Origin of the sequence: Pseudoalteromonas sp. OOF1S-7, assembly GCF_022347765.1 — a bacterium.
Classification (GTDB): Bacteria; Pseudomonadota; Gammaproteobacteria; order Enterobacterales; family Alteromonadaceae; genus Pseudoalteromonas.
This window is the reverse complement of sequence record NZ_JAKRFZ010000003.1, coordinates 289,646-304,435: the sequence shown is the minus strand read 5'-3', so window position 1 is coordinate 304,435 and position 14,790 is coordinate 289,646. Positions and strand designations below refer to the sequence as shown.

Annotated in this window: 16 protein-coding genes and 1 pseudogene; 11 read left to right on the top strand and 6 right to left on the bottom strand. The window is 50.5% G+C overall.

Annotated elements, in window-relative coordinates; translation table 11 throughout:
* Positions 1-257 precede the first annotated feature (257 nt).
* Together MHN33_RS06235 and MHN33_RS06230 are read left to right on the top strand one after the other, a co-directional pair.
* Positions 258-848, top strand: coding sequence for a Crp/Fnr family transcriptional regulator (locus tag MHN33_RS06235; RefSeq protein WP_239397150.1), 591 nt, complete (start codon positions 258-260; stop codon positions 846-848).
* Positions 849-913: 65 nt separating this feature from the next.
* Entirely contained in the window at positions 914-1,360 is a 447-nt protein-coding gene (locus tag MHN33_RS06230; protein ID WP_239397149.1) for an isoprenylcysteine carboxylmethyltransferase family protein, read from the top strand.
* A gap of 91 nt (positions 1,361-1,451) precedes the next feature.
* Here the strand turns inward: MHN33_RS06230 and MHN33_RS06225 are convergent, their stop codons facing one another.
* Complete coding sequence (locus MHN33_RS06225; protein ID WP_239397148.1) at positions 1,452-2,108, bottom strand: hypothetical protein; 657 nt, start codon at positions 2,106-2,108, stop codon at positions 1,452-1,454.
* A 206-nt stretch (positions 2,109-2,314) separates the two neighbouring features.
* Positions 2,315-2,884 (bottom strand): hypothetical protein, encoded by a 570-nt coding sequence (locus MHN33_RS06220; RefSeq protein ID WP_239397147.1) that lies wholly within the window; start codon positions 2,882-2,884, stop codon positions 2,315-2,317.
* A 266-nt stretch (positions 2,885-3,150) separates the two neighbouring features.
* On the opposite strand from MHN33_RS06220, the gene MHN33_RS06215 reads away from it, so the two are divergent.
* From MHN33_RS06215 to ykgO, 5 genes are all read left to right on the top strand, one after another.
* Entirely contained in the window at positions 3,151-3,381 is a 231-nt protein-coding gene (locus MHN33_RS06215; RefSeq protein WP_239397146.1) for a helix-turn-helix transcriptional regulator, read from the top strand.
* A 125-nt stretch (positions 3,382-3,506) separates the two neighbouring features.
* A complete protein-coding gene (locus tag MHN33_RS06210; RefSeq protein ID WP_239397145.1) occupies positions 3,507-4,850 on the top strand; it encodes a DEAD/DEAH box helicase in 1,344 nt (447 codons plus the stop codon).
* A gap of 583 nt (positions 4,851-5,433) precedes the next feature.
* Positions 5,434-6,834: an ATP-dependent RNA helicase DbpA gene (gene dbpA, locus MHN33_RS06205; RefSeq protein ID WP_239397144.1), complete on the top strand. Its 1,401-nt coding sequence runs from the start codon at positions 5,434-5,436 to the stop codon at positions 6,832-6,834.
* Between the two features lie 164 nt (positions 6,835-6,998).
* The gene (locus MHN33_RS06200) at positions 6,999-7,256 is read left to right on the top strand and encodes a type B 50S ribosomal protein L31 (protein WP_010384175.1); all 258 of its coding nucleotides are present in this window, start codon (positions 6,999-7,001) and stop codon (positions 7,254-7,256) included.
* A gap of 5 nt (positions 7,257-7,261) precedes the next feature.
* Positions 7,262-7,399 carry a type B 50S ribosomal protein L36 gene (gene ykgO / locus MHN33_RS06195; protein WP_046003577.1) on the top strand — a complete coding sequence of 46 codons (138 nt, stop codon included), beginning with the start codon at positions 7,262-7,264 and terminating at the stop codon, positions 7,397-7,399.
* A gap of 85 nt (positions 7,400-7,484) precedes the next feature.
* On the opposite strand, the gene MHN33_RS06190 is transcribed toward ykgO, so the two are convergent.
* Complete coding sequence (locus tag MHN33_RS06190; protein WP_239397143.1) at positions 7,485-8,225, bottom strand: hypothetical protein; 741 nt, start codon at positions 8,223-8,225, stop codon at positions 7,485-7,487.
* A 273-nt stretch (positions 8,226-8,498) separates the two neighbouring features.
* Between MHN33_RS06190 and MHN33_RS06185 the strand changes: the two genes are divergently transcribed.
* On the top strand, positions 8,499-8,903 hold the full coding sequence (locus tag MHN33_RS06185) for a biopolymer transporter ExbD (RefSeq protein ID WP_239397142.1): 405 nt from the start codon (positions 8,499-8,501) through the stop codon (positions 8,901-8,903).
* 32 nt (positions 8,904-8,935) lie between these two features.
* On the opposite strand, the gene MHN33_RS06180 is transcribed toward MHN33_RS06185, so the two are convergent.
* Complete coding sequence (locus MHN33_RS06180; RefSeq protein ID WP_239397141.1) at positions 8,936-9,694, bottom strand: transporter substrate-binding domain-containing protein; 759 nt, start codon at positions 9,692-9,694, stop codon at positions 8,936-8,938.
* A gap of 95 nt (positions 9,695-9,789) precedes the next feature.
* The gene (locus MHN33_RS06175) at positions 9,790-10,176 is read right to left on the bottom strand and encodes a hypothetical protein (RefSeq protein ID WP_239397140.1); all 387 of its coding nucleotides are present in this window, start codon (positions 10,174-10,176) and stop codon (positions 9,790-9,792) included.
* Between the two features lie 213 nt (positions 10,177-10,389).
* Between MHN33_RS06175 and MHN33_RS06170 the strand changes: the two genes are divergently transcribed.
* The 3 genes and pseudogenes from MHN33_RS06170 (at position 10,390) to MHN33_RS06160 (ending at position 13,830) form a co-directional block, all read left to right on the top strand.
* The gene (locus MHN33_RS06170; RefSeq protein ID WP_239397139.1) at positions 10,390-11,187 is read left to right on the top strand and encodes a spondin domain-containing protein; all 798 of its coding nucleotides are present in this window, start codon (positions 10,390-10,392) and stop codon (positions 11,185-11,187) included.
* Between the two features lie 174 nt (positions 11,188-11,361).
* Positions 11,362-12,705, top strand: a pseudogene (locus MHN33_RS06165) (family 20 glycosylhydrolase); the annotation flags it as partial.
* Between the two features lie 15 nt (positions 12,706-12,720).
* Entirely contained in the window at positions 12,721-13,830 is a 1,110-nt protein-coding gene (locus MHN33_RS06160) for a family 20 glycosylhydrolase (RefSeq protein WP_343224832.1), read from the top strand.
* 7 nt (positions 13,831-13,837) lie between these two features.
* On the opposite strand, the gene MHN33_RS06155 is transcribed toward MHN33_RS06160, so the two are convergent.
* Positions 13,838-14,788, bottom strand: a complete 951-nt coding sequence (locus tag MHN33_RS06155) for a LysR family transcriptional regulator (RefSeq protein WP_239397138.1) — start codon at positions 14,786-14,788, stop codon at positions 13,838-13,840.
* Positions 14,789-14,790 lie beyond the last annotated feature (2 nt).

Sequence of the window (14,790 nt, the reverse complement as noted above, 5' to 3'; positions counted from 1 at the left end):
GCCGGTACTGCGCGCTATCGGCCCGAAAGCCAGGCAGTAAAAAATCCGTTACACCGGGGCGGATCGCCGACCCAACCCGCGCCATGGGCAAAGGGTTGCCGCATGGTCCTGGTTTGCCTTGTGCTTTCACCATCAACATGCATAAAATTTAATGAGCGCTCTAATAGTAAAAGCGATTCGCACTAGTCTGCCTATGATCTGCCAGGCCGACTTTTGTGTGCGGAATAACTCTTAAGAACAATGGAATAAGAAATACGATGGATATGCCTCATTTTGCTTTACTACACACGATTTTGAACCAAATCTCCCCGCTCGACCAGGCATTGACAAGCCGCGTGGCTCACGCCATGCACATACAGCATTACCCACCTAACGCCACGATTTTTGCCTGTGGTGACAAAGTTAAGACCGTCTCTTTTTTACTTGACGGTATTGGCCGCTATTTCTACCTGGATCGTCAAGGTAACGAGCGTAATAAATCTCTGGTCCAGCCAGGCGGCGCGTTTACCAGCGTCAGCTCATTAGTGACCGGTTGCCCCAGCCCATTTACAACGCAAGCCATCACCCACTGCAGCACTGCGTCGGTCCATTACAGCACACTGATCGAATTGTCTGAGCAACACATCGAACTAGCCACTTTTGTCCGGCGTCTGTATGAGCGCCTGGTGATAAAAAAAGAAAAACGCGAAGCTGCTTTTTTGATGCAAAGTGCCACTGAACGCTATCAGACGTTTTTGCTCGAATTCAGTGAAACCTGCCACCAAATCCCGCTGCGTCAGGTTGCCATGTATCTGGGGATCACGGATGTTGCTTTGTCCAGAATAAGAAACCAGATGGGCTTAACCTAGGTTAAGGCCGTTTTGCAAATCGCTTGCTAGAGTGCCTCTGCCCTCACAATAAAAGGAGACTCACAATGCAGCGATTACTGCCCCCGATATTACTGATACTTTTTATAACAATCATGATAGTCGGCTGCTGGTACAGCGAACTGGCACACCTTCTGCTCACCCCCTACAACCTGCTCGGACTGCCTTTCTTGCTTGGTGGTCTGATGCTGGCGCAATCCGCCAAAAGCACCTTTAAGCAGGCTAACACAAACATCATGACGTTTAACGAGCCGGATAAACTGATCACCCAGGGCCTCTTTGCTTATTCACGTAATCCCATGTATCTGGGTTTAAGTACCACACTATTGGGCTGTGCGCTACTCTGTGGCGCAACGCTCTGGTCACTCGGGTTGACGCTGTTATTTATTGTGGTCGTCGACCTGTGGTACATTCGCCATGAAGAAAGGGTCATGCACAATAAATTTTCTGAGCACTACAAGGATTACTGTACTCGCGTCAGGCGATGGTTCTGAGCAACAGAGCTACACAGCTCCCTAAACAGTACACCTCAAAGTAGCATAATATCCACCACTGTCGATTTGCGGGCGGCTTTATGCTGCCTTGTCACATATAACTCTCGGCGTCATAGAAAAGTGGTTTCAGTGTGCCGCAGTTGATAAACTTATAGGCTAACTCTCCTTCACTGGGCACCCGTTTAGAAGCCCGGAACTTTTGCAGGCAGGCACCCGTTAAATCAACAAAGATTAGATGGTTAAAACTGGGTCTTTGTTGTATTTTGTGAACGTAGATTCGCTCCGTTTTATTGATTTCAATGACGTCATACTCGTGCCACTGCGAAGCGGGTTCCAGTTTACTGAGCTTGCGGGCAAATAATTTATCACTGAGCACCAACTGTCGCTGCGGATACACCAGACTGCCGCCACGCGCGTAATGGCCTTCATACACATCAGCCATAATCGTCACTTCTTCGCCGCGTTCCAGTCGCTGTAAATTAAACGGCTCTGGCTTAATGGTGATCAGTTTTGAGTCACGCACCAGGCTGAGAAAAGCCACATCCGGGTTCTCAAGCCGGTAAACAACATGAATATCGTTGGGTAATCCATACGAAGGAAAGTTGGTTGCGTAAATACGTGACCCCCGGTTCATTAGTGCCATACCATGCTCTCCCTTGTATGCCGGGTTCAGTGGCGGCGCTTGCTTCTCATTGGCTGATGCCAGGGAGGTAAATAGCAAAGTGGTCAATAGCAGAATCACATTCATTGTCAGCTTCCTTCCAGTGTTTCCACTGAGTATAGCAAGCGGTGGTCAAGATACCCGGGTACAAACAGAGCTGAATAACAAAGCGAATATGCGCTTTATAATTTGAAACTGCCGAGCTGGCCCCGAGAGGCTCAGTAAGCGGAACATAAAAAGCCGCGCAGACTAAGCTGAGCGGCTAATTATCAACGTTGCCAAACAATTACCGGTTATGGCTTAACCGGAATAAGATTAAAGTTCTCCAGTCTGCCGTCGAGATTGCGGAATGCTTCAATCTCAGCGAAGAACGCCTGGCCGTTGCGTGTCGCAGGCGTAACCACTGAGTAGAACACAAAGTTAAGACCCGCAACAACCTGCTGCTGTGCAGCCAGAATGTCATAATGTACACCGATCAGCGATTCGATTTGCTCCGCTGCTGCTTGCTCTGCTTCTGTGAACTCATCACGCAGTGCAACGCCATCGAATGAACCGATAGGTGGCACCAATACAGGGCGGCTTAACACGCGCTCTGCGGTTTCAGTGTACGTGTCATCCAGTGCATGGATCACGATAAGCTCTAACTTGTTCACTTTTGCCACATCCGGTGCAACAACCGGCTCAACCAAACAATAGAACGCATAGTTAATGCCATTAACCACCTGAGACTGACCAGCCAGTGGGGTGATTTTTACACCATCGCGCTGATTAATGTGCTCAAACGCATTGATAAAGTCTTTGCTGAAATCTTTTGCCAGTACCACTGAACCATAGGCACCCAGGTTATGAACTGTCTGAGACATAATTGTTTCCTTATTATTTCCAGTAATCCCGCACCATGCGGGGCTTATTCAACTGGCACTCAGTGTAGATGCGAATGACACGCTTGTTAGTATCAGTTCAGTATCAGTTTGGTATCAGTTTTTCCGCCCCTAAATCTAAGACAATAGGGTGAAAAAATGCTGACAGTGCGTAGCAAAAAATGAACACTTAAAGTGACCTGCACCATTTGGCAAAAGACGTCGATGGCTGCTAGCCTTTGATCTCAAATTCAGTCAGGAGTACGTCAATGGACGGCAGAGTAAAACTCAATTGTCATCGCCTCAAGGAACTTAGAAAAAGCCTGGGTTTGAGTCAGGAAAAACTGGCCTGTGCATGCCAGGACCAGGCATTGTGCGTGTCAATTGCGACACTTAAACGGGCCGAGTGCGGCAGCCGCGTGTACTATCGTACCGCCGGCGATCTGGCACGCTTTTATCAGATCCCAGTTGCCGAGCTGCTCAGTGAACAATCCGGTTAGCGACACTCAGACTTGCGCTCGCCTGCAAATCCACGTCAGTCAACACAATTCAGGCACTGACAAAAATTGCTATATTGGGGCAAATCTTGTACTCTTCCGGCCCGCATTCTTCAGAGTACACAATCATGAGCTTCAGCAGTCTTGGCTTATCTCCCGAAATTAATCAAGCCGTAGTCGATCAGGGCTACTCAACGCCAACCCCTATTCAGGAGCAAGCCATTCCCGCCATCCTGCAGGGGCGAGATATTATGGCAGCAGCCCAAACGGGCACAGGGAAAACGGCAGGCTTTACCCTGCCAATGCTGGAGCTGTTGAGTAACAAGCCCAAAGTTCAGGCCAATCAAGTCAGAGCTTTGATCCTGACACCCACGCGCGAACTGGCCGATCAGGTCTGGCAAAGTGTTGAGCTGTACAGTAAACACCTGACTTTATCTTGTCAGGTTGTTTATGGCGGGGTGAAAATCAACCCGCAAATGATGAAGCTGCGTAAAGGTGCCGATGTACTCGTTGCAACGCCAGGCCGACTGCTCGACCTGTACCAGCAAAACGCGGTAAAATTCGACCAGCTGGAGTTTTTTGTACTCGATGAAGCAGACCGAATGCTGGACATGGGGTTTATCCACGACATCAAACGTCTGATCAAACTGCTGCCTCAGCGCCGTCAGAACCTGCTGTTTTCGGCCACCTTCTCTGATGACATTCGTGCACTGGCGAAAGGGCTTATCCAGGATCCGGTCGAAATTTCAGTCGCCCCGGCAAACAGCACCGCCAAAAGCGTCACCCAATGGGTATATCCGGTCGATAAAAGTCGTCGCACCACCTTGCTCAAACACCTGCTGACAAGCCATGGCTGGCAACAGGTACTGGTCTTTACCCGCACCAAACACGGCGCTAACCGACTGGTGCGCGACCTGGAAAAGGGTAAGATCAACGCCGCAGCCATCCATGGCAATAAAAGCCAGAGCGCACGCATGAAGGCACTTGCCGGTTTTAAGAGTGGCGAGTTACGGGTACTGGTCGCCACTGACATAGTCGCACGCGGCCTGGATATTCAGGAACTCCCCCATGTTGTCAATTTTGACTTGCCTAATGTCTATGAAGACTATGTACACCGAATTGGCCGAACAGGCCGTGCCGGCGCAACTGGCGAAGCGGTTTCTTTTGTCAGCGAAGACGTTGCCGGCGACTTGTTTGGCATTGAGCGACTTATTCAACAAGTGATCCCGCGCGTGGTTGAGCCAGGCTTTGAGCCACAAAACCCGGTACCGGAGTCTAAACTGGATATGCGTCCCATTAAGCCGAAAAAACCCAAAAAGCCAAAGAAACCGAAAACTTCGGCCACTGAGCAGGCGGGACACAACAAACCGGCAAACAAGCCAAAAAACGGCCAAAAACCGCAATCCGGCAATGACAAGCAAGGTGCGCCAAAGCGCCGCAGAAGACGCCCGGCCCCTCGCAAAGCACAATAAAAATAAGACACTGTGGGCTGGTAATGTTACACAGCCGCCCACAGCTTGTTTCATTTCGCTAACCCAATCCTACAAGTTGACAACACCCTTTGCTTGCTATACGTTGAGATTCCCTTTTTGGGGGAAATTGAGTATCAAATATGTATACAAAACCAAAGGACTAACCATGAAATTACAGATACAAAAAACCAAACTGAAAAACCTGTCTAAAGACAAAAACACCCTCGATGCAAAACGTACTGTCCAGGTTGCTGGCGGCTGGTTTGAACCAGAAACAGACAACTGTCAAAGCCACCCTCAATTTTGTCAATCCGCAAGGTATTGCACTGCATTGAACTGTGAGACACATCATTGTCCCACCAGACAAGGCGGTCCTTTATGCGGGTAGTGTGAGAACTAATATCACTATTAATGCCTAGCAACAGCGGGGCCCTTGGCGTGTAGCTGGGCCTCTTCATACACTTTATAAGCGTAACAAGTACATATACAGTGCCTGCCGTGTAGCAACAGATCCCCAACTAAAAAACACCTTGAGACGCCGTATCGTGATAAAATGGTTTTTTATCCAGATATGAAGTGTGTTATGACCAGCAGCCCCAATTCGACCCCTTTTTCTGATACTCAGCTATCTAGTGCTTTACTTGAAAACCTGACATCTCTTGGTTATCACACCATGACCGATATTCAGGCACAGACTCTGCCACAGATCCTGGCCGGTAAAGACGTTATCGGTCAGGGAAAAACCGGCTCAGGCAAAACTGCCGCATTTGCGCTTGGCCTGCTCCATAACCTGAGGGTGAAACGTTTTCGGGTTCAGGCACTGGTTGTCTGTCCCACCCGAGAACTGGCAGATCAGGTGGCCGTCGAGATCCGTAAGCTGGCTCGGGCTATCCATAACATCAAAGTGTTGACCTTGTGCGGCGGTGCTCCAATGGGCCCTCAAATTGGCTCTCTGGAGCATGGTGCCCATATCGTTGTGGGTACACCCGGGCGCATTGAAGAACACCTGCGCAAAGGTCGTCTGTGTTTAGACGAGGTCAATACCTTTGTGCTGGATGAAGCCGACCGGATGCTGGAAATGGGCTTTGAAGAAGCGCTTGAATGCATCGTGTCGCACTGCCCTGAGCGTCGACAAAACCTGTTATTTAGCGCCACCTACCCGGCCAAAATAGAGCAGCTGGTCGGCCACATTATGCGCGATCCGGTCAAAATTGAAGTGGTGGCACAACATGCTCACAGCACCATAGAGCAGCACTTTTTTGAAGTGGCCGACAATGACGAGCGAGACGCCACACTGCACAAATTGCTGTGCCAGCATCAACCCGATGCCGCCGTAGTATTTTGTAATACCAAGGCACAATGTCAGGATGTCAGCGACATGCTGCAAGACCATGGCTTTGACTGTGCGGCACTGCATGGCGATCTGGACCAAAAAGACCGGGATAAGACCCTGGTACGTTTTGCTAATCGCAGTTTAACTGTGCTGGTTGCAACAGATGTGGCTGCGCGGGGAATAGACGTCGACCATGTTGATATGGTGATCAATTATCACATTGCCCACGACCCGGAAGTGCACGTCCATCGTATCGGCCGCACCGGCCGGGCAGGTAAAACCGGCGTAGCCTGCTCACTGATGAGCTATAAAGAATCTCACAAAGTGAATATGCTGGAAGACTACCTGAACCTGCGTATCGAGCCGACGCCGCTGCCAGGCGAGCAGGTACTTTCGAACCAGGTGCATCGCGCGCCTATGGTCACAATACAAATTGACGGCGGGAAAAAGGCCAAGCTGCGTCCTGGCGACATTTTGGGTGCGCTTACGGCCAATCAGGCCATGCGCGGCGATCAGATTGGCAAGATTAAAGTCACCGCCATGTCTTCCTATGTTGCGGTGGAGCGCAAGTACGCCAATCAGGCGGTGAAGGTGATCAGCGAAGGAAAAATGAAAGGCCGTAATTTCCGCGCCCGAAAGCTGACCCGTTAACACGCAACATCCTTAGAGGTTGTAGTAGTGCCGATCCGGCACTGCTGCAACCCGCCCAATCCTACCCCAACTACAAAGACACTATTGCGAATTATTTTCATTTACTGTTTTCATTACGATTTTGTTATGATATAACACACGCATTCAATGAATTGGAGAAGAAAATGAAGCCAGATATCCATCCTGATTACCACTTAGTTGCCTTTCACGACACCTCAGTAGACAAGTATTTTATTGTGGGCTCCACCATCAAGACCGACCGCACGGTAGAGGTGGACGGCGTGACTTATCCATACGTACCTATCGATGTATCGAGCGAGTCTCACCCTTTCTATACCGGTAAGCAAAAACTGGTTGCCAGCGATGGTCGGGTGGCACAGTTTAACCGCCGCTTTAAAAATCTGGCCGGTAAAAAAGGATAATCACCATGAAAGTACTCAGCTCACTGAAAAGTGCCAAATCTCGCCCGGGTTGCCAGGTGGTTAAACGCCGTGGCCGGGTATATGTGATCTGCAAAGATAACCCTCGCTTTAAAGCGGTTCAGGGTAAGAAGAAAAAGCGCTAAGCGATATAGATAATACCGCCGGTTGTTACTCAACCGGCTATTTAGAATGTATTCCTTTTCACACAGCAGAGCAGATTGTCACACGTTATCGCTGCCTGGCATTGCACTGTAACTGCTCGCCAATGTTATCCACCAGCGTAAACTGATTGAGCCTGGCCTCACCCAGCCTGACTTGCTCGTTATCCTGGCTGCTTTGTTCTATCAGGGCTTTAAAATCAATGATGTCGGCAAAATTGCTGCGGTTAATATCGTATTTAGCCCAATAGTCTCCCCGCTCATTGGGCCCATTTAGCAGCTCAACCCCTTCCATCATGGTGTCCTGAAAGGTCTGTGCCAGAGCCACCAGTTCCTGACTTTCATTGAGCTTGTGTTCGAGTAATTGCTTTTCACTGTCTGTCAGATCATCACCACTAACAACCAAGGCCCCCGCCTCATTGACGGAAAACCCCCATGCTTTGTCGTTCAATCCCGGGGCGAGCTGGTCTATCTCTTGCTTTACTTTGGCAAACTCGGCACTCATGTCCTCGGCAATTTTAGGAATAGCAACGGCAAACAGCAGCCCGGTGGCAGCATCCATACGCTCACTATATTGCTCTGGCGTTTCCTGCTCATCAGAAGCGGTGATAGCTAAGGGCCGCTCATAAACCAGTGCCGGTGATGGCGCTTGCGCACCGTGGTATACGTCTTTGGCTAACGTTCGCCCGTCATTGTTGGCGGTCGGTGTATCGGCCTGTTTGGCCACCTTGAGGTTGGTACTGGTCGACACCTTGTTTTGCACATCAAGCTGCGCGCTTGCTCTCCCACTGCTGGGTGTAGTCACCTTCATCCTATTTTCCTTATAGATATCTGGCATGTACGGTTTAAAGACACTCTAACGAATAAAGTGCTGTACTTTCAATAAGTCATCGACCGATGACGGCAATACTTGAGCGCAATGTGCAGCGTCAGGGGGCACCATCCGATAACACCTAAGCTGCAACGCTGACACCCGACTTTGCACGCCCAAAGTAAAAGTTTGTAAACATTAACGGGACATTAAATCTAAACTAACAACTGCGGTCTAGGCTCTAAGAGAAACAATAAAAAAGGACCTATCATTATGATAAAAACTGCACATCAACGTATACCTTCTGACGTCACAGTCGATATGAACCCCATGCTGGATATTGTATTTATTTTGCTGATCTTTTTTATTGTCACGGCCAGCTTTATGCGAGAAACCGCGCTGCCGCTCAATCGAACCGAGCAAGCTGTGACTTCGGTTATGCCTAACCTGACACCGGTATTTTCAATCGATGCCAAAAATCAGGTCTACCTGAACAATCGGCAAATCGATCTCGACAGTGTGAGTATTAACGTCGCCCGCCTGGGTGCACAGGGAGATATCACCAGTATTAGTCTGCGTGCTCACCCGGATAGCCAGCACGCAACGCTGGTAGGTGTACTCGATGCGATTAAAGCCCAGACCAGCGCCCCGGTTTCTTTAGGCGAAACACTGAAGTAATCCCCGTGACCCGGCAACCTGCCGGGTCAGGATCACTGTTTTACGACCTGAACATAGTTAAACCATTTTTGCTGTATTGCTGCCAGCTGGCCGTTAGCGCTTATCTCTAAAAACGCCGCTCGATAGCGCTCTACCAGGTTAGGATCTGACTGGATGTTAAAGGCAATACTGAGGTTGGTGTTGAGCTCCTTGAGCTCGGCAACCTTACTCAGCGCATTGAAATCCACACCCGCCTTATTGGCGCGCTGCCAGATGGTTTCTTCAGTGCCAACCACCAGATCCAGACGATCTTTTTCCAGCATTTGTAATAACTGCTCTTCATAACTGAGCGGCTTCAGATCGGAAAACTGTTGCTTTGCCAGATAATGGGCCACGTTGGAGCCTCTCAACACGGCTACCCTTTGCTGTTTGAGCAGCATCAGAGAATCTGATTGTACGGGAAAACGCCGTTTCAGTCCCCATAAGAAGATTGGCTCGGTTTGTACTTCGCCTATCCAGTGAAAAAGTGGGCTTCGCACCTGAGTATGCACGATAGAATAGATGAGCACGTTTTCGGTCGTCACAGCGGTCTGATAAGCCCGCGCCCAGGGCATCACCCTAATGTCGGGCGTGTCGCCCACCTGCTGACACAGGGCATAGACGACTTCGGTCATAAAGCCGCCCAATGAACCATCGTCATTTTTGATTTGGTAGGGGTAAAGATACTCAGTCACGACCTGAATGGTTGTGCCACTGGCAGGCCGTGCGGTGGCGAGCCACAACACCATACACAAGAGTAAACACAGTTTCACAACGCCCCCGGTACCACACGCGCCCCACTGTTAGTTTAGGGGCTCACCCGATTATTGCAAATTACAAAACAGTCTATGCCTACCTTGATATAAGATTAGCGGACTTTCTTCCAGATCTCCCGTTCGACAAACTGACCATTTTCGTACAGCTCATGGTGCCATAAATCGCCTTCTACTTTGTAGCTAAAGGCCATCGTTCTGCCCAGCAATGACGTGACGTTACCGTATTCATAGGTTTCGATAAACTGGTCGCCCATTAACACATAAGTGCCACCTCCCGCATATTTAAACTTGCCCTGACTCTGGGTGATATAACTATGGTGTGTCGGGGTGATCAATTTAACCGAGGTTAACTGCGGCGCTTTGGCAGACACAATGCCTTCTTCTGTAGCGTACTGTCCTTCGACAAATTCCCAACTGCCCAGTAGTGGATTGGCCAACGCCGTGCCACTGATTAATGCGGTTAAGATCAGAGATTTCATATAAATTCCTTGAATAACGTCATGTCTTTACGAGTCTTACATATCTGAGATGGAAAAACAGTTGAGGATCTCTCAAGTCGGTACACCACGGTTTGCATTATCCAAGTACACAGAACCGAGCATGCTTTGTATGTTTTTTGCACTAACCGTGAAATAGCACGGCCATTGCTCAGGTCTTGTTACCAGACCCTGACTCACTGACACGAGGCTAATATGAGCACAGCTAACACATCACTTTGCGCACTTATTCTGTTTATGCTGACGGCCTGCGGAGGCGGAGGCGGTGGGGAGACAACCCAGGCGAATGTCAGCAACAATACAAACAGTGAAACAAGTACAGAGACATCCAGCACTGATACAAATACGGATACCAACACTGACACTACAACCAATGAGCAGGCAGAGGACACTGCGACCTATCAGCTGACCTTTACCCGCACCTGGGAAGCTGACAACTTTGCCACTAACTTCCCGGCGAATTCTCACTTCTCTCCCCTGGTTGGACTCACCCATAATGCAGACGGCATGATTTTTAAATCCGATACCCCCGCCTCCGCAGGTATGATCAGCATGGCCGAAACCGGCTCCAAGTCTCTGCTTAAAGACGAGATCAGCACCATCCAGAATGCCGGCCATTCAAATTACCTGATTGACGAATCGGGAGTCCCAAACAGTGCCAAAAGCATTACCTTTACTTTCGAAGCCAGTCAGCAATTTCCGCTGCTTAGCGTGGTGTCTATGGTTGCCCCAAGCCCCGACTGGTTTATCGCCCTGCAAAGCGTGCCTTTATTTACAGATAATCAGTGGCTGGAGAGTCAAACCATTCAGCTCAAGGTTTATGATGCAGGCAGTGACAGCGGGTCACGCTTTGGCTCGGCCAATCAAGCTACCAGCCCTGCAGAGCCGATAATGCTGCTCACCAGTGACCCCGCTGACAGCGACTTTTCGGCAGGTGTGCATCGCGAGTCAGGTGCCCACATAGGTATGATTGAAATCGAGCGTATGCAATAGCCCTTAATTTTCAGGAATAGACTGATGCTCTGTCCATTGAAAAGACGGGCTTCAGCCTGTTCTGCATATTCCCCTTGATCGCAGCGCCGGAGCCGCGACTGAACACACCTGATTGAAAATCTCTCATTTGCACTGTTCCCATAAACACGATTTTATAGCGCTATCTTTAATGAAATGATCACTATGATGGCTCAACTCAAGACTTTGCTGTACGGCGTGTTTATCAGCTTACTGGTGATCCCTGCCGGCCAGGCGCAACCATTTGACCAGACGCCCATTTTGATGCCTATGCCCACCTCCTTGGTGCAGTCGGCGCAAACCCTGGCATTAGATAAGCCGCTGACACTCTCGCTCAACGGGTTGTCGCCTGTGCGTAGCGCGTTTGCTCTGGCTTACTATCAGCAACAATTCTCTGATTTTGGTTATCAGGTGCCGTCTGTCACCGCTGAAGCGGCGTTACCCATAATTGTCACCGCCGGAGAGTCACAAGCCCCTTCTTCGTATCATCCACAGCTCAATCAAAATGAACGCTATCAGCTGAGTATCAGCAAAACAGGCATTATTATCAGCGCACCCACTGAGTTTGGTGCACTCCATGCGCTGGCAACACTCAGCCAGTTATTGTATTTCGCCCGCGACAGCCGAGAACTGGCTCTGTTGCAGATAGAAGATAACCCCCGATTTCCCTGGCGTGGACTGCTGCTCGACAGCGTCCGCCATTTTATTTCCGTCGCGGCGATTAAACGCCAGTTGCGCGGCATGGCTGCGGCCAAGCTGAATGTGTTTCACTGGCACCTGACAGACGATCAGGGCTGGCGCTTCGCCTCAAAAGCGTACCCCAAACTACACCAGCTTGCGTCGGATGGTCAGTATTATACGCAGGCAGAGATCAAAGAGGTGGTTCAGTACGCCAGTCATCTGGGGATCCGGGTGGTGCCGGAGTTTGATGTGCCCGGACATGCCTCTGCCATTGCGGTTGCCTATCCGGAGTTAATGACTCAGGTTAAGCCTTACCAGATGGAAGATGGCTGGGGGGTGTTTGAACCCTTGCTCGACCCAAGCAAACCCGAAGTTTATGACTTTATCGACGCCATAGTTGCTGAGCTTGCCACGCTTTTTCCGGACCCTTACTTGCACATAGGCGGAGACGAAGTCCACCCAAAACACTGACAGGACAGCAAACGGGTGCAGGCCTATATGGGCAAACATCAGCTCGCCACAAGCGCCGACTTACAAGCACATTTCAACGCTAAGGTGCAGGCTATCTTGCGCCGCCATGACAAAAAAATGATGGGCTGGGATGAGATTTTCCACCCGGCACTGGACAAAGATGTGATGATCCAGTCGTGGCGCGGCAAGGCCAGCCTGAGCCAGATTGCCGCCCAAGGCTATCCAGCGCTGTTGTCAGCCGGTTTTTACATCGACCAGCCACAGCCGACTGACTACCATTATCGCAATGAGCCGTTTGATACCGATTTGCAGCGCGCGCATCCGCTTGAAGAGAGTGAGAGCATTCAGGCCTGGGATTTCACTATGCCCCGGCTCAAAGGCAGTGCAGTGACAGGCAAACTGGTGCTGGTGTCTGAGCAAAAAACGCTGCGCCATGCCTATATCCAACTCAACGACCAGCCATTTAAGCAGGCGCAACTCGATAACCACTTAATACCCTATGATGCCGGTATGTCGCGGCTCAACGCCACCATTGACAGCTGGATGGGTCCGACCCGGGCACAGCTCGCACTGAGTCCTGAGTCAGGATTATCGGGCCGGATCCTCATCGGTAATGCCGTCTATCCCGTAACGGGGCAGTTGGATCCGCACTTTACCCATACTGACTTGACCAGTATGCCGTTTCTAAGCGCGATGAGTGCACAGGCGCAGCGCAATATTCTCGGTGGCGAAGCGACCCTCTGGAGTGAGCTGGTGACTGAACACAACCTGGATGTACGCAGCTGGCCACGTTTGTTTGCCATCGCAGAGCGACTTTGGTCTGAGCGTGCTCGTACAGACGCAGAGCACATGTACCACAGGTTGTTACCCGTCTCTGATTTTGCCGATGCCATTGGTCTGCATCATAAAAAGCAGTTCAGACAGGGGCTCAGAAAACTACTGGCACAACACAACAGTCCGAACAACCTGGCTTTACTGCTGCGCTTTGCCGAGCAACTTGAACCGGCCAGCTATTACACGCGCCACCATATAAAATATCAGCAAGGGCTATATCATCAGAACGCGCCATTGACCCAACTGGCCGACTTTCTGCCGGTAGAAAGTCCGGCACTGATCCAGCTCTATCAACAATTAACACAATTCAGACAGGGAAACCGCAGCATGTTGCAGCGTATAGCAAACACGCTGAAAGGCTGGCAGGCAGACTATCGCCAGTTAGCTCCTCTGCTGTCGCAAGCACCTGCACTGAACAAACTTGCTACAATGTTAGATCAGGCCCGCAATATTAATGAAATTAGTCTGTCAGTGATCCGAAGCTGTACTGTGCGAACGTCCATATCAGCCACCAAAGTGCAGCAATTAGTGACACGACTGCACAGCATTCAACAACACAGCTCAGAAGTGGTGATAGCAACCGGGCTGTTCAGTGAGCATTTACTGGAGGCTTGTCGGGGCACATCCGGCTTGGATTAGCCGCGATTCACAGTGATGATTCACTCTCTGCCTGCCCGGCCGGTGAGGACAAAGCAGTCTGCACCAGCGCTCTGAGCCAGATATTTTTCTCTTCACTGGTGCGTTTATTCAACCACAGCATAGCAATATCAAAGTCCGGCACCGGCAGCGGTGGTGCAAAGTATGTCAGGCCAGCCTCATCGCATGCCAGCTGGGCCATTTTTAACGGCACTATGGCCACCAGACGGCGCCCACTGAGCAGGCGCTGTATCGTCAGGAAATTGCGACTTGCAACCGTGACCCGACGCGTCAGCCCGGTGCTGGCAAGTAACTGATCCACCTGAGTCGTGAGTCGACCGTCCGGGCTCACCAGCGCCTGTTCGGTCTGAGCAAACGCAGCCAGGCTCAGGGGAAGCTCAGTGGCAAACACAGCTGGGTCGACCAGACAAACATGGCGTTCTGTATACAGAACCTGACTGCTAAATGCAGCACCGGGTTCTGTGATACTGCCAATCACCAGATCCAGCTTTTCCTGCTCGCTCAGCGCTATATAGTTGCTGCGATTTACATTCACAAAGCTGACCTGAGCATGGGGCGCCTCGGCGCGAATGCGGTCGTAAATCAAAGGAGCGAAGTTGAGCTCGGCATAATCTGTCAGGCCGATGCGACACACTCCCTGGTACTGGGCAGGGACAAATTGTGGCGTGTGCAGTAAGTTGTCCGACACCATATCCAGCAGCTGCTCTATCACAGGCGCAACCTGGTTTGCGTAATCGGTGGGTTCCATGCTGTGCCCCTTGCGCTCAAACAGCACATCGTCCAGTAACCGGCGAAGTCGCGCCAGCGAATGGCTCATTGCTGACTGACTGACACACGCCTGCTCGGCCGCCACACTGACACTGCGACAACGATACAGATAGGCAAAGGCCACCAGTAAATTTAAATCTATCTGCCGCCACGGCACATCATCAAAGCGCATCA